The organism is Pseudomonas sp. P8_229 (assembly GCF_034008635.1).
In the GTDB taxonomy this organism is placed as follows: Bacteria; Pseudomonadota; Gammaproteobacteria; order Pseudomonadales; family Pseudomonadaceae; genus Aquipseudomonas.
Genome location: NZ_CP125378.1, coordinates 3,782,501 through 3,806,331, shown reverse-complemented (window position 1 = coordinate 3,806,331; position 23,831 = coordinate 3,782,501). Strand labels below are relative to the sequence as shown.

15 protein-coding genes and 2 rRNA genes (1 of these 17 cut by a window edge) are annotated in these 23,831 nt (G+C 60.8%); 2 read left to right on the top strand and 15 right to left on the bottom strand.

The window, feature by feature from the left end:
- Positions 1-22 precede the first annotated feature (22 nt).
- The 5 genes from QMK55_RS17120 to QMK55_RS17100 are packed head-to-tail and all read right to left on the bottom strand — an operon-like array spanning position 23 to position 5,432.
- Positions 23-1,231, bottom strand: a complete 1,209-nt coding sequence (locus tag QMK55_RS17120) for a beta-ketoacyl synthase N-terminal-like domain-containing protein (RefSeq protein WP_102358052.1) — start codon at positions 1,229-1,231, stop codon at positions 23-25.
- The gene (locus tag QMK55_RS17115; protein ID WP_102358051.1) at positions 1,228-2,523 is read right to left on the bottom strand and encodes a beta-ketoacyl-[acyl-carrier-protein] synthase family protein; all 1,296 of its coding nucleotides are present in this window, start codon (positions 2,521-2,523) and stop codon (positions 1,228-1,230) included. The genes QMK55_RS17120 and QMK55_RS17115 overlap by 4 nt, the downstream gene beginning before the upstream one ends.
- The gene (locus QMK55_RS17110) at positions 2,520-3,578 is read right to left on the bottom strand and encodes a beta-ketoacyl synthase (protein WP_320329619.1); all 1,059 of its coding nucleotides are present in this window, start codon (positions 3,576-3,578) and stop codon (positions 2,520-2,522) included. Before QMK55_RS17110 ends, QMK55_RS17115 begins: the two co-directional genes overlap by 4 nt.
- A 1-nt stretch (position 3,579) precedes the next feature.
- The gene (locus tag QMK55_RS17105; protein ID WP_102358048.1) at positions 3,580-4,854 is read right to left on the bottom strand and encodes a beta-ketoacyl-[acyl-carrier-protein] synthase family protein; all 1,275 of its coding nucleotides are present in this window, start codon (positions 4,852-4,854) and stop codon (positions 3,580-3,582) included.
- An 8-nt stretch (positions 4,855-4,862) separates the two neighbouring features.
- A complete protein-coding gene (locus QMK55_RS17100; protein WP_102358046.1) occupies positions 4,863-5,432 on the bottom strand; it encodes an acyl carrier protein in 570 nt (189 codons plus the stop codon).
- Between the two features lie 519 nt (positions 5,433-5,951).
- On the opposite strand from QMK55_RS17100, the gene QMK55_RS17095 reads away from it, so the two are divergent.
- On the top strand, positions 5,952-6,296 hold the full coding sequence (locus QMK55_RS17095) for a cupin domain-containing protein (RefSeq protein ID WP_003197542.1): 345 nt from the start codon (positions 5,952-5,954) through the stop codon (positions 6,294-6,296).
- 250 nt (positions 6,297-6,546) lie between these two features.
- Here QMK55_RS17095 and mmsB read toward each other — a convergent pair whose 3' ends face one another.
- Together mmsB and QMK55_RS17085 are read right to left on the bottom strand one after the other, a co-directional pair.
- Positions 6,547-7,434: a 3-hydroxyisobutyrate dehydrogenase gene (gene mmsB, locus QMK55_RS17090; RefSeq protein WP_102358043.1), complete on the bottom strand. Its 888-nt coding sequence runs from the start codon at positions 7,432-7,434 to the stop codon at positions 6,547-6,549.
- Positions 7,435-7,443: 9 nt separating this feature from the next.
- Positions 7,444-8,970, bottom strand: a complete 1,527-nt coding sequence (locus QMK55_RS17085; RefSeq protein WP_320329618.1) for a CoA-acylating methylmalonate-semialdehyde dehydrogenase — start codon at positions 8,968-8,970, stop codon at positions 7,444-7,446.
- Between the two features lie 149 nt (positions 8,971-9,119).
- On the opposite strand from QMK55_RS17085, the gene QMK55_RS17080 reads away from it, so the two are divergent.
- Positions 9,120-10,067 (top strand): LysR family transcriptional regulator, encoded by a 948-nt coding sequence (locus QMK55_RS17080; RefSeq protein WP_102358040.1) that lies wholly within the window; start codon positions 9,120-9,122, stop codon positions 10,065-10,067.
- On the opposite strand, the gene QMK55_RS17075 is transcribed toward QMK55_RS17080, so the two are convergent.
- From QMK55_RS17075 to QMK55_RS17040, 8 genes are all read right to left on the bottom strand, one after another.
- Entirely contained in the window at positions 10,064-10,519 is a 456-nt protein-coding gene (locus tag QMK55_RS17075) for an OmpA family protein (protein WP_178082154.1), read from the bottom strand. The genes QMK55_RS17080 and QMK55_RS17075 overlap by 4 nt on opposite strands.
- A gap of 44 nt (positions 10,520-10,563) precedes the next feature.
- Entirely contained in the window at positions 10,564-11,832 is a 1,269-nt protein-coding gene (locus QMK55_RS17070) for a diguanylate cyclase domain-containing protein (RefSeq protein WP_102358038.1), read from the bottom strand.
- Positions 11,829-12,404 carry a YfiR family protein gene (locus QMK55_RS17065; RefSeq protein WP_102358037.1) on the bottom strand — a complete coding sequence of 192 codons (576 nt, stop codon included), beginning with the start codon at positions 12,402-12,404 and terminating at the stop codon, positions 11,829-11,831. Before QMK55_RS17065 ends, QMK55_RS17070 begins: the two co-directional genes overlap by 4 nt.
- Before the next feature lie 119 nt (positions 12,405-12,523).
- On the bottom strand, positions 12,524-14,623 hold the full coding sequence (recD, locus tag QMK55_RS17060) for an exodeoxyribonuclease V subunit alpha (protein ID WP_102358036.1): 2,100 nt from the start codon (positions 14,621-14,623) through the stop codon (positions 12,524-12,526).
- Entirely contained in the window at positions 14,620-18,309 is a 3,690-nt protein-coding gene (gene recB, locus QMK55_RS17055) for an exodeoxyribonuclease V subunit beta (RefSeq protein ID WP_102358035.1), read from the bottom strand. Before recB ends, recD begins: the two co-directional genes overlap by 4 nt.
- Positions 18,306-21,758 carry an exodeoxyribonuclease V subunit gamma gene (gene recC / locus QMK55_RS17050; RefSeq protein WP_320329617.1) on the bottom strand — a complete coding sequence of 1,151 codons (3,453 nt, stop codon included), beginning with the start codon at positions 21,756-21,758 and terminating at the stop codon, positions 18,306-18,308. Before recC ends, recB begins: the two co-directional genes overlap by 4 nt.
- Positions 21,759-21,912: 154 nt before the next feature.
- Positions 21,913-22,028, bottom strand: a 5S ribosomal RNA gene (gene rrf, locus QMK55_RS17045).
- A 145-nt stretch (positions 22,029-22,173) separates the two neighbouring features.
- Positions 22,174-23,831, bottom strand: a 23S ribosomal RNA gene (locus tag QMK55_RS17040); it runs 1,233 nt beyond the window's last position.

The window sequence follows — 23,831 nt, the reverse complement described above, 5'->3', positions numbered from 1 at the left end:
GCGATGTAGTGCCTTCAAACGGTCAGTCGGCCGCCTGGAAGTCAAGTTGGTAACAGGCGCTGAAGCCGTTGTCGTCGCGGTTGATCACCAGGCAGTCGTGCAGGACGGCATCTCGCGGTTCGCCCAGCACAAACGGCAGGTGCGCATCCACCGGCTGCGTTAGCCCGGCGATCGGCGCGATGCTTTGGGCCAGCAGCGTGTGTCGGGCCAGAATCAGGTCGACCAAGCTCGGCGCACCGCTGAGGATGCCGGTCAGCGCAGTGCTGCTGGTGATGTGCGCGGCACCGGTGCGGGCCAGCGTGCGGGCCAGATCGGCATCTTTGTGCGGATCGCCGGTGGCACTGCTGATCAGCAGATCCGCCTGTTGGTCCGGCAGACTCAGCGAGTCCAGGCGCGGATGCGCGAACAGCGCCGTCAGGCAGGTCTGCGGCCCTGGCGGCAGGTCAGCGGCACGGCGCAGCACCAGCGCTGCGGCGCCTTCGCCGGCAATTCCGCCCGTGCCCTGGCGATCGAATGCGCGCATCTGTTGTGAGCCATCGGAACTGATCACGCCCGCTTCAGCCAGGGCGGCCAACGCCAGCGGATCGAGTTCACTGCCGGCCCCGACCACGATCGCCACATCGATTCGCCCGCTCTGCAAGGCGCTGTGCGCCTGACGCAATGCCGCCAGATTACCGGCCACGCCTTGCATATAAGCGTTGCATTCACATTCCAGTTTCAACGCCAGGCTGACCACCCCGAGCAAACCGTTGCTCAGACTTTTAAGCACCAGAAACGGGTCGAGCGCACGTTCCTGCAGCACTCGCTGGGCGAGGCGACGCATGTCGGCGCCGCTATCGGTCTGGCACTCATGAAGCAGTTCGCCGTAAGACGCCACGGACGGATGGGTATACCCGCCCTGACAGCAATAGAGGCCATAACGCAAGCCGTCCCGACCCGGTTCAACACCGGCTTCGGCCAGCGCCTGACGCGCCGCACTCACGCCCCAGATCACCGCTGGCGGGCAGTAACGCTGCAGGTTTTGCGCAACGTCCTGACGGCTGCGTTGGTGCGTGGCGTCATCGATCTGTCCGAACGCAGCGATGCGCTCGCTGCGAAACAACGGCGATTGCACTGGCGCAATCGCGCTGCGACCTTCAAGGGCCGCCGACCAGAAACGCTCGACACCCCAACCGCTGGGCAACACACAACCGCTGCCAGCGATGGCAATACGCGCAGTGGCGTTAGTCATTGTCCGTGCTCCCGATATTTGCCAAGGGCCAGCGAGGTGTTCAGGCCACCAAAGCCAAAGGAATTGCTGAGGGCGTAATCCACACGACGGCTGACGGACTGGCCAGCGCAATAATCCAGATCGCAGCGCTCATCCGCCTCATGCAGGTTCACGGTCGGCGTGACCAGATCATTCAGGCAGGCCAGCGCAGTGACGATGCACTCCGGTGCCCCGGCAGCCGCGATCAGATGGCCGAATTGCGATTTGTTGGCACTGACCGCCAACGCCTGGTAATGCTTGTGCTGAGCGAATACCTGCTTGATGGCCAGGGTCTCCGCCACATCATTGAGCGGCGTCGACGTGCCGTGGGCATTGATCAGGTCGATCTGCTGCGGCTGCAGGCCGGCATCGTCCAGCGCCGCTTGCATCGCCAGCGCGGCGCCACGACCTTCGGGCTGCGGCGCGGTGACCTTGTAGGCATCCAGGCTGCTGCCGAAGCCGAGCACTTCGGCATACGGCGTGGCGCCGCGCGCCAGGGCATGTTCAAGGCTTTCCAGTACCACGAAACCACCGCCCTCGCCGGCGATCAGGCCGCTGCGGTCACGATCAAACGGGCGGCACAGATCGGCCCCCCAGCGTTGTTCGCCCGAGGCAGCGCCCAGCAGGTACAACGCAGCCATGGTGTCGAGGTTGAGCACCGAGTCGGCGCCACCGGCCACGGCAACGTTCACTTCGCCGCGACGAATCATCTGAAACGCGTTGCCGATCGCCTGGGAAGCGCCGGCGCAGGCACTGCTGATATTGATCACCGGCCCCTCACAACCGAGGTCGTCGGCAATCACTCGCGCCAGCCGGTCGTTGCCCTGGCACAGGGAACCTTCGGCATTGACGTGCGCAGCGCGCGCCATCAGATGCTGCCAGCCCGGTACAGCGCCGTCCGGTGCCTGCGTCAGGAGCATGTCGGCGAGCATGTGTTGCGGTGCCCCGGAGGCACACAGCACGGCGGCATCGCGCAATTGCTCGGGCGCCAGACCGCTGTCGGCGACGGCCTGGGTGGCGGCCACCCAGCCAAAGCGACTGCGTTTTTCCAGGGGCAGCGTCCAGGCTGGATGGTCTTGCAGGTGCCCGGGCAACAGCGCCATGTCCACGGGTGCCGCGTAGCGTACCGGGAACGCATTGTCCTGCAGGTCTTGCGGCTGCCACGGGCGCACGCAATGTTCAGCGCCGAGCATTTTTTCCCAGAGGGTCTGCCATTCGAAACCGAATCCGGTTACCGCGCCCATTCCGGTGATCACAATCCGTGTCGCACTCATGCGTACTTCTCCAGGGTTTCACTGGCCAACAGCAACGCGCCCCAGTGACCGGCGCGACCATGACTGACGAGCAGGGTGTAGCCGGGCACCGCGCCCGCGTCGCGACTGTGGTGCAAGCTCAGCGCGACCTCAGTCAGCAAGCCACTGGCCCCCAACTCGCCAGTCATCGCGCGGACACTGCGCAGGCTGTGCGGCGCTGCTTCAAGCAGGCGGGTCAGTTGCCGGTCGGCGGGATTGCCAACCACCTGCGCAAGGTCACCCAAGCGCAGTTTTTCCTGACTCAGCGCCTGGTCGATCACGCGTTGGCCGACGGCCAGCGAGCGTTGCGGATCCGCGCTGTAGCCCCGGGCAAACCCGGCGATGCGCAAGACCTGCGCAGCGCCCTGTGCCGCTGTCGAACTGAGTAACAGTGCTGCGGCGCCTTCGCCGTAGACCGGCTCGTCCGCCAGGGCGGGTTCGCGCAGGTACAGGGCCGGCGTCAGGTTCGGACTGCTGCTGACCACCAGCGCCGCGTCGGCGTGTTGTTCAGCGATCTGCTGACAGGCCTCGATCAGCGCATCAAGTCCGGCGTTGTCCTGAGAGCAGAAGCCGCCCATCGGCCCGTGGCAGTTCAACGCTTCGGCCACGTAAGCCATCACGCTGCTGTTGAGCAGCGTCAGCGCATGCAGTGGCGGCGTATTGGCTAACAGTTGCGCGAGCTGTTTGTGCGGCTGTTCAAGAATCGCTTGCACCGCATCCCAGCAAGGGCTCGGTGCGTCCACTTCCGGAATGGCTGCGGTCAGGGCGATGCGTGCGGCAGGCAGTTGCAGCGCCGCCAGCGCAGGCGCCAGGCGTGCGGCGCAGTGCAGCAGGCGCAAGCCCTGCGGCTCGACGCTGCGCTGAATCTTGCGATCAAACAGGTCGCTGGCCAGGCGCGGCGTGGGCAGCGCAAAGGCGTTGCGTTGCGGGTCGAATGCCAGCGGTGGCGGCGACGATGGCGAACCGAGCAGGTCGGCACATTCACTGCCCGCCGCATTCAGCACGGCAGCGGCATTGACGTAGATGGCTCTGTTCATGTCATGCCCTCCCCAGAACCAGCGAGCTGTTGACGCCGCCGAAACCGAAGGAGTTGGACATCACCACATTGACCGACTGCCGCAATGGCTCGCTGAGGAACTTCAGCGAAGGGTATTCAGCGCGCTCGGCGTCATAGTTCAAGGTCGGCAACAGCACGCCATCGCGTAAGGTCATCAGCGACAACACCGCTTCAATCGCGCCGCTGCCCGCCAGCGAATGGCCGATGGCCGACTTGTTGGCGGTGAAGGTCATGATGTCCTGGCATTCGCCAAACAGCCGTTGCAGGGCCAACGCCTCGCAACTGTCATTGGCCTGGGTGGAGGTGCCGTGGGTATTGACGTGTTGCACGGCACTGCGCAGCAGCCCGGCATCTTCGATTGCAGCGTCCATGCATTCCTCGTACTTGCTGCCATCCCGGCTGCTGGAGGTCATCTTCTGGGCTTCGCAGACATTGGCGTAGCCCAGGACGCGTCCCAATGGCCTGGCTTTGCGCCGCTGGGCATGCTCGGCAGACTCAAGAATCACCAAGGCCGCGCCCTCGCTCAATACAAAGCCACTGCGATCGGGCATGAACGGGCGACTCTGCTCGCCTGCCGGCAGATCGGCCTGGCACAACGCGCCAAGGCTGTTGAACATGTAATAAGGCAACTCGTTGGCCATCAGCTCCACCGCACCGCAAATCGCCAGATCCACCTCACCGCGCTCGATCGCCCGGTAAGCGCTACCGATGGCCATGGTGCCGGCGGCGCAGGCATCAGAGTGAGTCGAGATGCAGTCGCGGATACCGAGCCAGTCCGCCAGGTGCTGCGTCTGTTGGTCGACCCTGCGCGAGAAGGCCGTGCCCGACGGGGCCGGAAGGTCCAGCAGGCGATCCAGATCGACGCGCCCCTCTTCATCCATGCAACGACCGACGCGCTGTAGATCGTGACTGTCGGCACAGTATTTATTGGCCCCCAGAAACAGGCCGCTACGACTGTGGGCAAAGTCGGCCGGGGTCAGGCCGGCGTGTTGCAACGCCTGTCGCGCGACGTACTCGGCCAGCACGCTTTGCCGGGCATGCAGCGCCGCATTGCCGCCGAAACCGGCGGCGATCTGCTGCCACTGCGCCTCATCGATAAACCCGGCCGCACTGTTGCGAAACCCCAATGCCTGGAACCGGGGATGCTCGCGGACACAGGACTGCTTCCGGCAGATGCGTTCGAACAACGTGGCAGCGTCCAGCGCCATGGGCGCAACCAGGCCGAACCCGCTCACATAGACTTCTCGTGCCCGCATGAGAGCTCCTACACCGTCTCTTTGACGTGAGTGGCGACAAACTGCTCGACCAGTTGACGAGAAACTTCGTCGCCATCGGCCGGCGTCAGTCGTGCGCTGCACGCACCGCAGACCACTTGCTGGCGCTCGTTGAGCACGGCTTGATGAGCGTTGCAGTCAGGGCAGCTCGCGGGCAGATAATTGAACAGATTGCGGCACTGCTGCGCCCAGTTGAGAACCGTGGTGGCCGCGAACACCTGCGCCGGTTGCATGCCGGCCTTGAGCTGGTCGGGCGCATAGGCGCTCAGGCTTTGCTCGAGCAGGGTCTTGCCGTTTTCGGTAATCCGGCCGTTGGCGAGAAACTCGCTGGCGTCGCCACAAACGGCGATCGCATGGTCCAGAACGCTGGTCTTGGGCAGCGTGCAACCATATTGGCGCCCCAGTTGAAAGCTGAGGTCGACGATATCCAGCGAATCCGCCCCCAGGTCTTCGACGATGCTGCTGTGCTCATCGATTTCCTCAGCACCCATTACCAACAGCTGCGCCAGGATGGTACGGGTGCTGGTAATGACTTGTTCCAAGTCCAGTGGATTGTTCATTTCTATCTCCCTATATGTCGCGACTGATTCATTTCTTCCGTATACGAGAAGTAACTTTTCCCACAGCAACTTCTCACGCGGCGGCAATCTAAACTCTGCCCTTAAGGGGAGAGTCAACGAACTATTTAAAGTTTTCGATCATTTGAGACGAGCGTGCAAAAGCCCGGAAATACTGCACTCGACTGGTGCAGGCTAGCCGTCGGAAAGACATATTTACTTAACAAAGGCTGCGTATGGTGAAGCGCGACCGTCGTACCACCACAACTATCCAAAGCAACTTAGCTCGGGCCATCTCGGCGTATAAACCATCAAGTTAAAGCAAGTAATTTTGTTATAACGCCATAACCTTTTTTTCAGATCAGTACTGATCTTTAAATATGTTCCTTGGCGATACGTTAACCATTTGGTGCAATCGGTCGCTGCGTTTATGAGCAACTGAATGTCGAGTACAGACAACCGGCAAAGTACACGGCGCTATACGGTGCAGCTTCCGTTTCAAGACCCGCCTGGAGCTCAGCCATGACTGCACCTATCACCGTTCTGCGCGACACCCACCCGCTGCCGGTACTCGATGCCTGCAAATGGGAAAAACTCGAAGGCGACCCGCACACCGTCAACCTCAACGCCTACACCAGCGAAGACGGCAGCAAGATCATGGGCACCTGGATCTGCACGCCGGGCAAGTGGCGGGTCGATTACGTGAAGTGGGAGTACTGCCACTTCCAGGAAGGCTACTGCATCATCACCCCGGACGGCATGGCGCCGATTCACCTGCGCGCCGGCGACATCTTCGTGGTTGAACCGGGGATGAAAGGCACCTGGGAAGTGGTCGAGACCGTGCGCAAATATTTCGTCTTCGCCTGATGCAAAAAAAGCCGGGAAACCACCCGACGTGATTTCCCGGCAACACCTACTGCATTCTGACTGACGCCATGGTTGTGACGCCTGTGAAATTTTGTGGCGAGGGGATTTATCCCCGATCAGCTGCGCAGCAGTCGCAAGACCTGAGCACTCGGTTCAACTGACCCTCCGTAGAGGGCCGCTTCGCGCCCCAACGGGGCGGTGCGACGTTTCGCTAAATCCCCTCGCCACAAAGAATCGCACCCTGCGGCAGTTACTGCGGCTTGCGATAGCTGTTGATGATCGCCGAGAAGTCTTTCCCGCCGTCACCGCGCTGGCTCATCGCCTGATACAACTGTTGCGCCACCGCGCCGAGCACCACCGGTTGGTGCGCCTGACGTGCCGCTTCGGTTGCCAGGCCCAGATCCTTGAGCATCAGTTCGGCCCCGAAACCGCCGGTATAGCCACGCGAGGCTGGCGCCGTTTCGACGATGCCCGGCCACGGGTTGTACATTTCCGAACTCCAGCAACGCCCGGTCGAGCTGTTGATGATGCCGGCCAGCACCGAAGTGTCGATCCCTAATGCATCGCCCAGCGCCATGGCTTCGCTGACGCCGACCATCGAGATCGCCAGCAGCAGGTTGTTGCAGATCTTGGCGATCTGCCCGGTGCCGACTTCACCGCAATGCACGATGTTGCGACCCATCTGCGCCAGCACTGGCTGCAGAGTGGCGAACAGCGCTGGCGTCGCGCCGACCATGAAGGTCAGCGTGCCAGCCGTCGCACCACCGGTGCCGCCGGAGACCGGCGCATCAGCCATCGCCACGCCTTGCTTGGCCGCTGCGGCCGCAACATCACGGGCGGTCTGCGGATCGATAGTGCTGCAATCCACCGCCGGCACGCCTTTGCCGATGCCGGCCAACACACCGTCCTCACCGAGCCAGACGCTGCGCACATGCACCGCCGCCGGGAGCATGGTGATCACCAGTTCGGCGTCTTCAGCCGCTTCACGGGCCGAAGCGCGAATGGTCCCGCCCAGTTGCTCCAGCTCAGCCAGCACCGTCTTGTTCAGGTCGACCAGGTTCAACGAATGGCCGGCCTTGATCAGGTTGCGCGCCATCGGCGCGCCCATGTTGCCCAGACCGATAAATGCGATTTTCATGGCCATTCCTCAGCGCAGGTTGATGGTGGTGTTCACGCCGTCGTTGACGCTGTCGTCATCGAACCAGCGCGCCGTGACCGTTTTGGTCTGGGTGTAGAACTGCACCACTTGTTTGCCATACGGACCGAGGTCGCCGAGTTTCGAACCGCGCGAACCGGTGAAGCTGAAGAACGGCACCGGCACCGGAATCGGGATGTTGATACCGACCTGACCAACGTCGATTTCACTCTGGAATTTACGCGCCGCCGCACCGCTCTGGGTGAACAGGCCCGTGCCGTTGCCGAACGGGTTGGCGTTGACCAGTGCAATCGCCTGATCAAGGGTGTCGACTTCCAGCACCACCAGCACCGGGCCGAAGATTTCCTGGGTGTAGATCTGCATGGAGGGGGTCACGCCCGAGAACAGGGTCGGGCCGACGAAGTTGCCTTGCTCGTAGCCCGGCACCTTGATATCGCGACCATCGAGTTCAAGCCTGGCGCCTTCCTTGATGCCGCTTTCGATCAGATCGAGAATCCGCGCCTTGGCTTTTTTCGAGATCACCGGGCCAACATCAGTGCCCGCCTCGCTGCCGGCGTTGACCTTGAGTTTCTGCGCCAGCGCTTTCAGGTCCGGCAGCCATTGTTTCGCCGCACCGACCAGCACCACCACCGAAGTGGCCATGCAGCGCTGACCGGCCGCACCGAAACCGGCGCCGACCAAGGCATTCAGCGTTTGCTCACGATTGGCGTCCGGCAGCACCACGGCGTGGTTCTTCGCGCCCATCATCGATTGCACGCGTTTGCCGTGTTTGCCGGCCAGGTCGTAAACGTGGGTACCGACGGCGGTCGAACCAACGAACGACACCGCTTTGATGTCTTTGTGGGTGCACAGGCCATCAACCACGTCTTTACCGCCGTGCACCACGTTGAGCACGCCAGCCGGAACGCCGGCCTCGATCGCCAGCTCCACCAGCAGCATGGTAGACAGCGGATCCTGTTCCGAAGGCTTCAAGACGAAGGTGTTGCCGCAGGCAATGGCCATCGGGAACATCCACAGCGGAATCATCGCCGGGAAGTTGAACGGGGTGATGCCGGCGCACACGCCGATTGGCTGGCGCAGGGTGTAGGTATCGACGCCGCCCGCCACGTTTTCGGCGAACTCGCCCATTTGCAGGGTACCGATCGAACAGGCGTGCTCGACCACTTCCAGGCCACGAAAAATATCGCCCTCGGCGTCGGCAATGGTCTTGCCCTGCTCGGCGCTCAGCACCACGGCGATGCGTTTGGAGTGCTCGCGGATCAGCGCCTGCAGCTTGAGCATGATGCGCATGCGCGCGCCGATCGGGGTCAGTTTCCAGGTCTGAAAGGCGCGGTGTGCGGCACTGATGGCGGCATCGACTTCAGCGGCCGTGGCGAACGGCACCTTGGCCAGCACTTGCTGGGTCGCCGGGTTGACGATGTCGTGCCACTCGGTGGTCTGCGATTCGACCCACTCGCCGTCGATCAGCAGCTTGACCTTCTGGACCGTGGTTTCGTTGGGCGTAAGCGATGCGTTCATGCTGGTCTCCGAAACTTGTTTTTATCGTAGGAGCCAAGGCGAAAGGTTCGCCCTGAGATGAGGCGTGTGTCACGAATTGGTTGTCGGACTGTTTTTGGAGTATAGATGTGCAAACTTCTAATAAGAACGCACATATAAGCCCGTCCATCATGCAAAAAAACATCACCTCCCTGGGGTCGCTGAACTGGGACGACCTCAAGTTTTTCCTCGAAGTCGCCCGCACCCGCAAGGCCAGCACCGCGGCCAAACGGCTCGCCGTCGACTACACCACGGTGTCGCGGCGTATCAGTTCGCTGGAAGCGGCATTGGGTACGCTGCTGTTCGAAAAATCGCGCACCAGCGGTTTTGTGCTGACCACCGAAGGTCAGCGTTTGCTGGGTTATGCCGAGTCGATTGAAAGCACGCTGCATATGGCCTGCGAGCAGGTCTCGGGATCGGGCGTGGCCCTCTCCGGGCATGTGCGCATGGGTTGCACCGAGGGCTTCGGCAGCTTTTTCATCACCCCGCAGCTGAGCCATTTCGTCGACGCCTACCCGGCGATCTCGGTGGACATCCTGCCGCTGCCGCATTTCATCAGCCTGTCCAAGCGTGAAGCCGATATCGTCATTGCCCTGGAGCGTCCGGAGCATGGGCCGTATGTGTGCTGCAAACTCTGCGACTACCGTTTGCAGCTCTACGCCACCCAGGACTACCTCGACAAACACCCACCGATCCGCCGTCCGGCAGACTTGGGCAAGCATCAATTCATCAGTTATGTGGATGACCTGGCGTTCAGCTCGGAGCTGCTGTACCTGGCGAACGTGCTGCCCGGCGCCAACGCCCATCTGCGCAGCACCAGCGTGATCGCGCAGTTCGTTGCGGCGCAGCAGGGGCGTTCATTGGCAATACTGCCGTGCTTCCTCGCCGCGCAGGATCCGCGCCTGCTGCCGGTGCTGCCGGAGGAAATCGACATCACCCGGCAGTTCTGGATGTACTGCCGGGAGGATCTGCGCAAGTTGAAGCGGATTACCCTGTTGTGGGATTACATCCGTGGGGTGACCGAGCGCAATCAGGGTCTGCTGATGGGGCAGACGCGGGAGATGCGGTTTGCCGATTAATCGGCGCTGACCACAATCGACACCCGGCGGTTTTCGGTGCGTCCTCCTGGCGTGTTGTTGGGCGCTACTGGTTCGCTGCTGCCCAGGCCCTGCAACTGGATGTTTTCTTCTTTCATGCCAACGGTGGTCAGCACCTTGGCCACACTCCTGGCACGGCGCAGTGATAGTTGCTGGTTGTAGGTTTCCTTGCCCGACGCATCGGTGTGACCGTCGACGCGTACTCGTTCGATGCCAACACCGACCAGCGCCTTGCCGATTCGCTCGACGATGTCGGTGCTCTCGCGGTTCAGGCTTTCGATATCGCTGCCAAACAGCACTTTGCCGGACAGGCCAAACTCCCAGCCCTCGTCGGTCGGCTCGAAGCCCTGTTGTTTGAGTACGGCGATCTGCGCCGGAGTCAGGCCTTCTGGCGGCGCAGTCTGGCAACCGGTCAGCGCCAGTACGGCGATCATCAGCAACGCGGAAAACAATCGAGCGGGAAATGTGAACACGGGAATCAGCTCCTGGTTTGAAGATTGACAACCGGGTTCTCCGACCCGGCAGTGAATTGAGCGCCACGCGACAGGCGCTTGGCCTGATACATCGCGGCGTCGGCGGCATTGAGCAAGGCACCTGGCGTGGCGCCATGATCGGGGAAAACCGCAATGCCGATACTGAGCGAAGTCACCACACTGGTGTCGCCCGGCAGCGCGATGGGCATGTCCATGCTGGCGAGAATCTTGTCGGCAATACGCTCGGCGTCCTCGATCTTGTGCAGCGGCGCGAGCAGCACGGCGAACTCATCGCCGCCGAGGCGCGCCACCAGATCCTCTTCACGCAGTTGCGCGCGGACCCGATTGGCGACCGCCACCAGCACGGCATCGCCAGCGGCGTGACCGAAGTTGTCATTGATGCCTTTGAAACGGTCGCTGTCGAGAAACAACACCGCCACCCGCTCATTGAGCTTGCCGGCATTGCGCAGGGCCCGAATCAACCGCCCCTCGAAAAACGCACGGTTCGGCAAGCCGGTGAGGCTGTCGTGGCTGGCCTGATGGGCGAGGGTTTCGTTTTCGCTTTGCAGGTGGGTTTGCCAGGATTCTAGTTCGTCGAGCAGGGCATTGAAGTCGTTGCCCAGGTTATCGAGCTCGGCGATCTGCGCCGGCGGTACGCGTCGATCCAGCGCGCGCTCGCTGCGGGCAGCGTGGGCCACCGCCGCGAGGCTGCGAAGCGGGCCGGTAATGCCGCGCAACTGTCGCCGCGCCAGATACAGCGCGACCCAGGCACTGATGGCGGTGCAGAGCACGATCCCTGCCAGACCGCTGAGCAAGAAGCGCATCAGGCTGCCGCCGTGACCGACCAGCAGAATGTGACCGATTTCGCGATCCTGATGCACGATCGGCAGGCTGACCGGTTTTTCCAGGACGGTACGAGTGATCTGCATTTCCAGCTCGGAGAACAGACCGTTCTCGGGCCGCTGCCAACGCGCCAGCAACTGACCCTGAGCGTCGAGAACCTGAGCGTCCGCCACTTCTTCGGTGGACGCGATCAAGGCCAGTGCTTCAGTCGCCGCGCCCTTGTCGTTGAACACTACCGCCGCTTCCACGGTGTAGCTGATCGAGCGCGCAATGAGCTGCAGGTTGTGGTCGGCGTACACCCGCAACGCGAGAACGCCCAGCAGGGTCAGCGACGCGCTGGCCATCGCCACGGCCACCAGCGCGACAATCAAATGTCCACGGCCAATGACCGATCCCAGCGTCGGGCGGCTTCTGGAACCGAACAGTTTCATGGCACCGCCGGTTTGCGGCGCGACAACTGCAGTACGCTCGGGTGGATGCGTACACCGCTGCGGGCGACGGAGTCGAGATTGACCTCGAAGGAAACCTGCTCATCGCCGACCCGCAGGCAGAAAAGGCTACCGACCGTGCACTGATCCCCCCCTTCGCTGATGCTCAGCACCGGATGGCCGATCAATGAAGCGAAGAGCCGACTGCGTTCATCGACAGTGAGTTTGCCGATGTACACCGCATCGCATTCACTGACGATCGCCGGGTTATCAGCCAGCAGCCGACGTACGGCGACCGGCCGACCAGTAGCTTGTGTGGTGCCTTTGACCAGATCGTCGGTGTATTCAGTGGGACCGACGATGCACAGGCGCAACTGCGCAGGTTCAACCGGCCAGCGCGCGTAGCTGAGGATGCCAAGCACGACCTGCGTCACTGCCTGGGCACGTTGCTCGGCCATGCCCGCTGGCGTTTGTGGCTGCGCGATGGCAGCGCCCGCCAGCAAACAGAGCAGACCGACAAGCAATGCGTGCGTGCAGCGAACCACGCGCTCTGTCGCCCAGACAGCCACCTTCATGCAGGGATTCTCTTGGATCGTACCGAAATGATGCCGCAACGATAGCACAGCGGAGTAACACCAGCGAGACAGCGCCATCTGACCGATCGGTCAGTAATCGGCGCAAAACGCCTGTGCTTTCACCCCTGAGCCTGGCTGTCCTCCTCCAGTTCCAACATCAGTCCGCTCAGGCGCTTGACCTTGCGCTGCACCGCCTCTTCAAACACCCCGGCCCGGGGCTCAATCAAGGTGAACCAGTGCTTGGCCCGGGTAATACCGGTGTAGATCAATTCCTTGGTCAATACCGGATTCAAAGCATCTGGCAGGATCAGTGCGGTGTGGGCAAACTCCGAGCCCTGGGATTTGTGCACCGTCATTGCATACACCGTTTCAACGTCGTTGAGCCGGCTTGGCAGCACGAAACGCACACCGCCCTGACCATCGTTACGCGGAAAGGCAACGCGCAACACCGGTTTACCGACGTCCGGGCCTTCGCGCTCGGGCAACTTGAGGGCGATGCCAATATCGCCATTCATCAGGCCCAGACCGTAGTCGTTGCGGGTCATCAACACCGGCCGCCCTTCGTACCATTGCTGGTCATGCTCGATCAGGCGCGCCTTGAGCAGAGCTTCGGTGATCCGCAGATTCAGACCTTCAACGCCCCAAGGTCCCTTGCGCACGGCGCACAACAACTGGAAAGTGTCGAACGCCTGCAACACATCCCGCGCCCAGTTGACCCAGTCCGGATGCTCCAGCGGTCTGCCCGTGGGCGGGCGTTGGTTGCGCATCACGTTCAAATAGTGGCGATAACCTTGGGGACCTTCGCCATGGCCGTCGAGCAGCAGCCGCTCGAGCTGATGATCGTGTTCACCCTTGAGCGGCAGCGAAAATACATCGTCGTAGTGACCGGCCGCCAGCAACTGGCGCGCCTCATCCGGCAACTGCTGATTGACCCGACTCGCAAGCTGACCAATGCCGCTGACTTCACCGAAGCGCCGGGAATGACGCAGCATCACCAGCTGCTGGGCCAGCGGATGGGAGCCGCCACTGTCTTCGCGCAAACCACTGTCCTGCAAGGACTCACCGCTGACCGACTCCAGCCACTGCCGGGTCTGCGGGTTGTACCAGCCGGCCTCGGCATCACGGCACAGATCACCCAGCACCGCCCCGGCCTCCACCGAGGCGAGCTGATCCTTGTCGCCGAGCAGCACCAGACGCGCATGCGGCGGCAACGCGTCGAGCAGGTTGGCCATCATCTCCAGGTCGATCATCGAGGCTTCATCGACCACCAGCACATCCAGCGGCAAGCGGTTGCCGGCATGGTGACGGAAGTGTCGGGTCCCGGGACGACTGCCCAGCAGGCGATGCACAGTGGTCACATCGCAGGGGATTTTCTCGCGCACGGCTTCGGCAACCTTTAGCGACTGTACTTGCTGGCTGATGGACTCGGTCAATCGCGCCGCAGCCTTGCCGGTCGGTGCCGCCAGGCGAATGCGCAACGGCTGGCCGGCCTCCACCGCCGGTGCCTGGAGCAGCGCGAGCAGGCGCACCACCGTGGTGGTTTTGCCGGTCCCCGGGCCCCCCGTGATGATGCTGAAGGCCCCACGAGTGGCAAGAGCACAGGCGAGTTTCTGCCAGTCGATCACTGCACCTGGCTTGGCGGGGCCGAACAACTCATCGAGGCGTTGGCGCAGGTCATCTGGCGGCGCTTCACCCTGAGCCAGACGTGTGCGTAACGCCGCATCGATACGCCGCTCATACGCCCAGTAGCGCCGCAGGTACAGACGCTTGCCGGACAGCACCAACGGTCGCTGTTGCGCCGCGTCGCTGCTGTCCGCTGCCAGCGCAACCAGAGAACTGCTCGCCAACGCCTTGCACCAATGGGCACCATCCAGCGCTTCAAGCAACTGCGACGGCAGCAGCAAGACGCCGCCCTGCACATCCCCTTCGGGTGGCAGAGACAGCGCGAAATCCGGTGCCTTGAGGGTTTCGAACAGATCCAGGCAGACATGCCCGTGGCCCAGTTGATGACTGGTCAGTGCGGCTGCGAGCAACACCAGTGGATCGGATTCTGGCGCAAGCTCGTGCAGAAAGCTGACGAAAGCCTTGTCCAGCGAACGAAGCCAGCCTCGCTCAACCCAACGGTCGAGTAACAGCAGTAGATCGGCGGCATTCGTCAGCGGCGACAGGCTCGAGGGGGTGTCGATACCCGATGACAGATCGGCGAAGGTACGGTTCATAGCAGGACTCCCTGTTCCCATGCGGGTTCGGCCTTGGGCGCGGGTTTGCCCTGGAACAGGCGATCCAGTCGCTCGATCAGCTCACGTGGTGGACGCGCGAAATACACGCCGCGACTGTCTGCCCGGGTCCCCCGCAGGAATACATACAAGGCACCGCCGACATGCCGATCGTAATCGTAGTCAGGCAGCCGCGCCTTCAGTTGCCGATGCAACGCCAACAGGTACAGCACGTATTGCAGGTCGTAACGATTGTCGAGGATCGAGCGCTCCATGGCTTGCTCGGTATAGGCCGCATCATCGACGCCTAGCCAGTTGGACTTGTAGTCGGCCACGTAGTAGCGCCCCTCGTGTTCGAAGGTCAGGTCGATGAAGCCTTTGAACATGCCGTTGAGTTGCACGGGCTCGGCGGCCACCCGTGCCACACCGTTGTGGGTGTACTGGCGCACCCATTCATCGAGTTTAAGAACATCGACTTTGTGACTGGCGAACCAGAACTCCATTTCGACGCGGTATTGTTTCAGTTGCTCGAGAACCACCGGAGGCTGTCCACCACCTGTTGGCAACGGGGACTTGAGCAAGTGGTGCAGCCAGTCACTCAGGGTAGTGATCCAACCCTCCCAGCCGCGCAGGTTGCAGCGCCGGCCAATTGCATCCTTGAGCGTCTCAAAGGGAACGGCGAAACCTTCGTCTCCGGCCCACTCCAGCAGACCATGGAGAAAGGTGCCCGGGTTAGGACCACGGGGGAATCGATGGATATCAGCACCGCCGGCGACGATCTCTCGCGGCGCATCCGGGTCGAGACGCTCATCATCAAACAGCTTTTGCGCTTGCGGGCTGTCCGGCGCTTCATCGCTGCCGACACTCAACACGTCACTGATGCGCAAGGCACTGTAGGAGGCAATCCACCAGTTCTCGCTGGCCTTGCGCTTGGGCACCAACGTGGCACTGAGGATCGCTTCGTTGCGCTCTGGGCGATAAGTCGCGTCGGTAGCTTGCGGCATTTCCCCCATGTGTATGGCAGAGCAATTCTGTTGCAGATCTTGCAGCCAACGGCTCAGGCCGGTTGATTCACCCAGTGTTTCACCGCCCCCCAGCAGATAACCAAGCGCCGAAAGGTGGAGCACCGAACTGTTGTTATTGCCGCGCTTGAGGTCCGTGACACCCAGCCAGCAGGCATGTTGCGCGCGAGTCAGGGCGACGTACAGCAGGCGCAAATCCTCGGCCAGACGCTCATCGTCCGCCAGGGCGATCAATTCGGCGGTCGGTTTCAATGTCACCTGTGCCTTACCTGCGGCATCGTGGTAATGCAAAGGCAAGCGGCTGCCATCCACCGGTTTTGCCGAGCAAATGAAGGGCAGGAACACCAACGGATACTCAAGGCCTTTTGACTTGTGGATGGTCACCACCTTGACCAGTTGTTCGTCACTCTCAAGACGCAATATCTGCTCTTCACCGGCCTGACCGGACAACGCCAGCAACTCCGCCAGATGGCGAATCAGCGCCTGCTCGCCATCAAGTTCCGCTGCGGCCTGCTGCATCAATTCCGACAAATGCAAAAGATTAGTCAGGACCCGCTCGCCATCACTGCGGGCGATCAAGGTCTGCGGCAAATGAAAGTCGTGCAGCAGGCGCCGTAACATCGGCAGCACACCTTGCTTGCGCCACAGTTCGCGATAACCTCGGAACTGCATGACCCGGGCTTCCCAGACCAATTCGTCCTGATTCAATCGCTCCAGCTCAGCCAGCGGCAGATTCAGGGTGATGCAGGCCAGTGCGGCCTTCAGCGAACGCTCGACATCCGGCTCGGCACAGGCCTTGAGCCAGGACAGCAGATCATGCGCTTCCTGGGCAGCGAAGACTGAGTCCTTGTCCGACAGATAAACGCTGCGCACCCCACGGGCGGCGAGCTCTGCGCGTACCGCTTGAGCCTCTTTGCCGTCGCGTACCAAAATCGCGATATCCGAAGGCCGCAAGCCTTTGCAGGCTTCTGCTTCCTGGACGAATCCCGCCGCGCCGGTTTGCCCGCCATTGAGCAATGCAGTGATTTCGCTGGCACAGGCCGCCGCCATTTGCTGGCGATAGACCGCGCCTGACAACGGCTGGTCCGTCGACAGGTGCCAGACGTTGAGTGCCGCGACATCCTGGCCGGCGATCTGCAGCCGCTCTTTGCGCCCCTGCGACTCGACAGGCTGGAAGGGCACCGGGTTTTCACCGTTCTTTTCCCGAAACAAAAACGCACCGCGTCCCTGCTCGCGGGACTCGGCGCGTTCGAATACATGGTTGACCGCGTTCACCATGCCATGGCTGGAGCGGAAGTTGGTGCCCAGCGTATGCAGGCGGCCGATGGTGGCCTGGCGCGCACGCAGGTAGGTGTAGATATCGGCGCCACGGAACGCGTAAATCGCCTGTTTGGGGTCGCCGATCAGGAAAAGGCCAGTGTCCGGGCTGTTGTCTTCGATGCGATAGATGCTCTCGAAGATCCGGTATTGCACCGGGTCGGTGTCCTGAAACTCATCGATCAACGCCACTGGAAATTGCTCACGGATCACCGCCGCCAGACGCTCGCCGCTATCGGATTGCAACGCCGCATCGAGGCGCAACAGCATATCGTCGAACCCCATTTCCGCACGACGACGCTTCTCTTCTTCAAAACGCCCGCCCACCCATCTCGCCGCGTGCTGCAGCACAGTGGCATCGGGAGTCGGCAGTGCGTCGAGGCTCGATTTGAGCCCCGACATCGCGTCCAGCCCCGGATGGCTCGGTGCCTGGCCCTTCCAGGCTTCTGCCATCCCGTCAGGGGTCAGTCGGGTGAAACCGGTGCCGATGTCCAGTTGCTCCATGGCCTCGTCTTCGGCCCAGGCCTTGAGCTTCTCGAACCAGGGCTCGAAGTAGCGCGCCTGCATCTTGCGCCCGTCGACGGCTTTGCTCGCAACGCCTTCATGACAGATCACCAGCAGCTCGTCTGCCCACTGACGCCAAGGCGTTTTCAGTTCGAGCAACGCGGCACGCCGTTCCTGCAGGCACTCGTCGATCAACTCTGCGGGCGCTTTGCCTTCATCGTTGTCGCGCTCACTGCCAAACAAACTGCGCACCCGTGGCAACAACGCGGCCGGCCCGCCCCAGTTGCCACGCACCCAGTTCAGCGCATCGCCCTGCATCGGGTAACAGAACAGTCGCCAGTAATCGCGCAACACTTCGCCGAGCAGATCGCTGTGATCGGTTTCCAGGGACTGGGTAAACAGGCTGCCACTGTCGAACGCGTGTTCGCGCAGCATGCGCTGGCACCAACTGTGAATGGTCGAGACGGCCGCTTCATCCATCCACTGCGCGGCGATGTCCAGACGATTGGCGCAGCCTGGCCATTGTGAAGGGTCAAACTGCTCACGCAGTTCGGCGATCAAGCCATCCGGCGCAGGGGTTTCTTCACGGAAAAACCGCGCGGCCTCGGCCAGCCGCGTACGGATTCGCTCGCGCAATTCTTTGGTGGCTGCATCAGTGAAGGTCACCACGAGAATCTGTGGGGGCAGCAGCTCGCGGCCAAAGCCGTTCGACTCACCGCCGTGCCCAAGGATCAGACGCAGATACAAAGCAGAGATGGTAAAGGTCTTGCCGGTACCGGCACTGGCTTCGATGAGCTGACTGCCGTGCAGCGGGAATGCCAGGGCCAGAGGTGTCTTGCTGCTCATGCGCGTGCCCCCTCGCTAGTCAATGAGCGCCATGGCGCTTCATACAGAGGGCGATACAACGCGTCGCACCAACCGGAGAAGGTTTCGTCGGCAATCAATGCATCAAAGTCGGCAAATTGGCGGGACAGCGCAGGGCTCTCACGGCGCTCACCTTCGCTGGTCTGGCCGTCGCCTTCATAGGCTTTGCGGGCCGCAGCCTCGGCCTTGAGTGGGTCAGTCTGCGCAAGCCAGGCGAAAGCGGTCTTTACCGCAATCGGCAGTGGCTGACGCATACCGGCCTGCCAGGCGAGCAGCAGATCACCAAGGAAACGCACGGCTCTGTCTCGCTCCATCGGCTCCAGCAGCAGCGTATCGTCGCTCGCCACCAACGCGGTGGTCAGCGTGAGCCCGCTGGCGCAAGCCACCAGGTGATTGACCCACGGCTTGGTCAACCGATGCCATTTTCGACTTTTGATCGAGCCGATGCTGTTGGGGATGGTCGTGACCGACAACACACCACCGTCCTCACGCTGATGCAAACCGGAGAGCCAACCTTCAACACGTACACCCTGCAATTCAAGATTGACCGGGATCGCACTGGTCAATGGCGTTGGCCACAACGCCAGTAATTGTTGGTAGCGTTGCAGCAAGTCGGGCAACGGCTCGATCAACTCTCGTTGCAGGCATTCACCGAAACCGGCCATAGGCAGCAAGCCACTGTTTTGCAAACGCCGGGCCTGATCTTCAAGCGCCCGATCGATATTGTCCGGTTGCCTGAGAGCAGCTTCGAGCAGACTGTCGCTCAGCGTGTAGCGCTGCAATGCGTCCAGCACGAAAGGTTCTTCGTCAGCCAAGGGGGCCTCAGCGGCCTCGAAATACACTTTGAGTCGTTGCGTGAAAAAGTGCCGGACCGGATTACGCAGGAAGTCCTGCAGCAAGGCCAGGCTCAATGGCTCCTCCTGAACATGCGGCGCCAGTAGCTCCGCCTCGAGTTGCGGCTCATGAGCCTGATGCAAAACCTGCCATTCACGGGCATAGCTGAATAGCTGATCACCCTCATGAAAATAGCGCGAGCTGAACGGTTGCAGTGGATGCTCCTCAGTCATGGCGCTCAACAGATCCTGCTGCTCTTCGAGCAGCCGCCAGCCGCTGGCGAGGTGGTCGCGCAACTGGCCGATCAGTACCGACGCAGGCCGCTCACTGTTATCGCGAATGCTGCGTCCGACCCAGCTGATGTAGAGCTGATCGCGTGCAGACAGCAGCGCCTCAAGCAACAGATAGCGATCATCCTCACGCCGCGAGCGGTCTCCAGGCCGGTAATCGCTGCCCATGAGGTCGAAGTCGAGTGGTGGTTGCGCCCGGGGGTAATCGCCATCGTTCATCCCCAACAAACAGACCAGCTTGAACGGGATCGCCCGCATGGGCATCAGCGTGCAAAAGTTTACCGCGCCGGCGAGAAAACGCTGGGACAGGCGCCCCTGATCCAGTCCCGCGAGCCAGGCTTCACGAACCACCGTCAACGGCAATTCATCTACCAACCCTACGGAATCGCAGGTCTGCAGCCAGGTTTCACGCAGTTCTTCAAGTTGCGTCAGCAGATAATCGTCATGCTCGTTACTGGCCTTGAAAAACAGCTGCATCAGGACTTGCAGACGCCCCCCCCACACCTTGGGTTGAGCGGTCTGAGTGAGCTCGTGATGGGCCAACTCCAATGCGTCGAGCAAGGCAACCAAAGGCCCGATCAACGCAGCATCCAGACCACCGATTTCATCGTAAGGCTCGATACCCGCGCAGGCGTTGGAGCTGCCGACGGCGTATCCCAGCAACATTCGCCGCAGACCGAAATGCCAGCTGTTTTGCTCCAGCTCATCCGGCAGCCCCAGACCGGCACGTTGTTCGGCGTTCATTCCCCAGCGCACTCCCGCCCCTTCGATCCAGCGATGCAGCGTTGGCAGATCACGCTCTTGCACGCCAAAACGGGCGCGCAATGCGGGAACGTCGAGCAGGTCGAGGATCTCACTGACCGGGAAACGACTGTCCGGCAGTTTGAGCAGGTGCTCCACTGCAATCAGCAAAGGGTCCCGGCCGCGCTGACCTTGGTCGGCCAGGGTGAATGGGATGAAACGTGGGTCATTCCGATCGAGTTGACCAAATACCGCCCGGATGTGCGGCGCATAGCTGTCGATGTCCGGCACCATCACGATCACATCGCGTGGACGCAGATCCGGGTTGGCACTGAAGCGTGCTAGTAACTGATCGTGAAGAATCTCCACTTCGCGCTGAGCACTGTGGGCAATGTGAAAGCGGATGGAATCGTCGTGTTCGAGATCAACGGCAGGCCAGAATTCACGCGTTTCGTTGAGTGGCCTCAACTCGAGGATATCGTCCTGGAGCTGATTGAGCAGATTCTGTGGCTGACTTTCGCTGAACAGGTCGATGCGCCCATCGCGAAAAGCAGCGCGATAGCTGTTGGGGTCGTCATAACTGTCGAGCAGATTGATGTAGTCGCGGCCTTGCTTGCCCCACGCGGCGAGCAGCGGGTGGGCGTGTTGATGCAACGCATCGGGATCGAGTACAACCGGCATTCCGGTCTTGCGACTCTGGCGCTTGTATTGATGCCGCAGCAGATCCTTGTCGGCAACGATATCAGCCCAATGATGCCGACAAGGGTTGTGCACACATAGCAGCACCTGACTGAAACGTGCGAGTCCGGCCAGCGCCTCAAGCACTTGGGCCGGCAACGAAGATATGCCGAACACGATCACCCGCGAGGGGAGCCCCGCCGGTGCATGCTCAAGGGAATTTATACGCTCGATAAATCGCTGGTGAACACCGGCCCGGCTCTGCGCCATGCCTTGCTCACCGACATCTTCCAACAGCGCACGCCATAGTTCAGCCTGCCAGCAACTGACAGGGGACAGTGGCTTCACCTCGCCTCTGACATTGCGTAGCTGGTGCCGACCTTCGGCCCAATCCTCAAGCCAGTCGGCTCGATACACTTGATACTGATCGAAGAGGTCTGCCAGGCGCTCGGACAACTGGTAGCGCTTGCGCAAATCAGTGTCATGGGTGAGGAAGCGTTGTAGCGGCTCGAAATGCGGACGATCAATAACCTGCGGTAACAGGCGCATCAGTCGCCAGGTCAACGGGGCTTTGTCGAGCAGGGATGTGGCTGGAATTTCTTCTCGGCCCAACACCATACGGTAGAGCTGCCACATGAAACTGCCGGGCAGTTGCACATCGATGGCAGCGGCTATTCCGCAACCACCAAGGTCGTCCTCTTCAGGGTCTGAAGCCAAGGCCAGCTTGAGCCACTGGGCGATACCGTTGCTCTGCACCAGAGCGATTTCATTCTCCAAGGGCGCCAATGGATAGCGCCGCATGATGCTGACCACCAGGCTGCGCAGTTCGTCCAGGCTATTGCTCTGGACCACCATGAATGCAGCGTTGAGGGACGAGGCGTCCGGCATAAAAGCTTCCTTGGAAAAGTACAAAAGCCAGGGCAGAACCTTAGCACTGTCGGCTGACTGTGACAGCCGGAAGGGGCACCTGCATGTCGTAGGAACTTTCCTGCGGGCAAAACAAAACCCCAATTGCTTTCGCAATTGGGGTTTCGGAATTTAATCTTGACGATGACCTACTCTCACATGGGGAAACCCCACACTACCATCGGCGATGCATCGTTTCACTGCTGAGTTCGGGATGGGATCAGGTGGTTCCAACGCTCTATGGTCGTCAAGAAATTCGGTGTGCCGACTCGTCTTTCGACGCTTCAGCAAATTGGGTATGCGATAGTTTGTGTGTTTCTCTCGAACTTTCGGTTCATTTCGTCTTCACACACCGCAATCTGGCCTCTCTCGAGTTCGCAAATTGCTTGGGTGTTATATGGTCAAGCCTCACGGGCAATTAGTATTGGTTAGCTCAACGCCTCACAGCGCTTACACACCCAACCTATCAACGTCGTAGTCTTCGACGGCCCTTCAGGGAACTCAAGGTTCCAGTGAGATCTCATCTTGAGGCAAGTTTCCCGCTTAGATGCTTTCAGCGGTTATCTTTCCCGAACATAGCTACCCGGCAATGCCACTGGCGTGACAACCGGAACACCAGAGGTTCGTCCACTCCGGTCCTCTCGTACTAGGAGCAGCCCCTCTCAAATCTCAAACGTCCACGGCAGATAGGGACCGAACTGTCTCACGACGTTCTAAACCCAGCTCGCGTACCACTTTAAATGGCGAACAGCCATACCCTTGGGACCGGCTTCAGCCCCAGGATGTGATGAGCCGACATCGAGGTGCCAAACACCGCCGTCGATATGAACTCTTGGGCGGTATCAGCCTGTTATCCCCGGAGTACCTTTTATCCGTTGAGCGATGGCCCTTCCATACAGAACCACCGGATCACTAAGACCTACTTTCGTACCTGCTCGACGTGTCTGTCTCGCAGTCAAGCGCGCTTTTGCCTTTATACTCTACGACCGATTTCCGACCGGTCTGAGCGCACCTTCGTACTCCTCCGTTACTCTTTAGGAGGAGACCGCCCCAGTCAAACTACCCACCATACACTGTCCTCGATCCGGATAACGGACCTGAGTTAGAACCTCAAAGTTGCCAGGGTGGTATTTCAAGGATGGCTCCACGCGAACTGGCGTCCACGCTTCAAAGCCTCCCACCTATCCTACACAAGCAAATTCAAAGTCCAGTGCAAAGCTATAGTAAAGGTTCACGGGGTCTTTCCGTCTAGCCGCGGATACACTGCATCTTCACAGCGATTTCAATTTCACTGAGTCTCGGGTGGAGACAGCGCCGCCATCGTTACGCCATTCGTGCAGGTCGGAACTTACCCGACAAGGAATTTCGCTACCTTAGGACCGTTATAGTTACGGCCGCCGTTTACCGGGGCTTCGATCAAGAGCTTCGCGTTAGCTAACCCCATCAATTAACCTTCCGGCACCGGGCAGGCGTCACACCCTATACGTCCACTTTCGTGTTTGCAGAGTGCTGTGTTTTTAATAAACAGTCGCAGCGGCCTGGTATCTTCGACCGGCATGAGCTTACGGAGCAAGTCCTTCACCCTCACCGGCGCACCTTCTCCCGAAGTTACGGTGCCATTTTGCCTAGTTCCTTCACCCGAGTTCTCTCAAGCGCCTTGGTATTCTCTACCCAACCACCTGTGTCGGTTTGGGGTACGGTTCTAGTTACCTGAAGCTTAGAAGCTTTTCTTGGAAGCATGGCATCAACCACTTCGTCACCCAAAGGGTAACTCGTCATCAGCTCTCGGCCTTAAGATCCCGGATTTACCTAAGATCTCAGCCTACCACCTTAAACTTGGACAACCAACGCCAAGCTGGCCTAGCCTTCTCCGTCCCTCCATCGCAATAACCAGAAGTACAGGAATATTAACCTGTTTTCCATCGACTACGCTTTTCAGCCTCGCCTTAGGGACCGACTAACCCTGCGTCGATTAACGTTGCGCAGGAAACCTTGGTCTTTCGGCGTGGGTGTTTTTCACACCCATTGTCGTTACTCATGTCAGCATTCGCACTT

What these genes read in the sequence shown, in the direction of transcription:
- QMK55_RS17095 (WP_003197542.1), top strand. Translation starts at nt 5,952, where the DNA reads ATGACTGCACCTATCACCGTTCTGCGCGACACCCACCCGCTGCCGGTA.
- recB (WP_102358035.1), bottom strand. Translation starts at nt 18,309, where the DNA reads ATGAGCAGCAAGACACCTCTGGCCCTGGCATTCCCGCTGCACGGCAGT.
- QMK55_RS17120 (WP_102358052.1), bottom strand. Translation starts at nt 1,231, where the DNA reads ATGACTAACGCCACTGCGCGTATTGCCATCGCTGGCAGCGGTTGTGTG.
- QMK55_RS17110 (WP_320329619.1), bottom strand. Translation starts at nt 3,578, where the DNA reads ATGAACAGAGCCATCTACGTCAATGCCGCTGCCGTGCTGAATGCGGCG.
- QMK55_RS17105 (WP_102358048.1), bottom strand. Translation starts at nt 4,854, where the DNA reads ATGCGGGCACGAGAAGTCTATGTGAGCGGGTTCGGCCTGGTTGCGCCC.
- QMK55_RS17100 (WP_102358046.1), bottom strand. Translation starts at nt 5,432, where the DNA reads ATGAACAATCCACTGGACTTGGAACAAGTCATTACCAGCACCCGTACC.
- recC (WP_320329617.1), bottom strand. Translation starts at nt 21,758, where the DNA reads ATGCCGGACGCCTCGTCCCTCAACGCTGCATTCATGGTGGTCCAGAGC.
- QMK55_RS17115 (WP_102358051.1), bottom strand. Translation starts at nt 2,523, where the DNA reads ATGAGTGCGACACGGATTGTGATCACCGGAATGGGCGCGGTAACCGGA.
- QMK55_RS17080 (WP_102358040.1), top strand. Translation starts at nt 9,120, where the DNA reads ATGCAAAAAAACATCACCTCCCTGGGGTCGCTGAACTGGGACGACCTC.
- QMK55_RS17065 (WP_102358037.1), bottom strand. Translation starts at nt 12,404, where the DNA reads ATGAAGGTGGCTGTCTGGGCGACAGAGCGCGTGGTTCGCTGCACGCAC.
- mmsB (WP_102358043.1), bottom strand. Translation starts at nt 7,434, where the DNA reads ATGAAAATCGCATTTATCGGTCTGGGCAACATGGGCGCGCCGATGGCG.
- QMK55_RS17085 (WP_320329618.1), bottom strand. Translation starts at nt 8,970, where the DNA reads ATGAACGCATCGCTTACGCCCAACGAAACCACGGTCCAGAAGGTCAAG.
- recD (WP_102358036.1), bottom strand. Translation starts at nt 14,623, where the DNA reads ATGAACCGTACCTTCGCCGATCTGTCATCGGGTATCGACACCCCCTCG.
- QMK55_RS17070 (WP_102358038.1), bottom strand. Translation starts at nt 11,832, where the DNA reads ATGAAACTGTTCGGTTCCAGAAGCCGCCCGACGCTGGGATCGGTCATT.
- QMK55_RS17075 (WP_178082154.1), bottom strand. Translation starts at nt 10,519, where the DNA reads ATGATCGCCGTACTGGCGCTGACCGGTTGCCAGACTGCGCCGCCAGAA.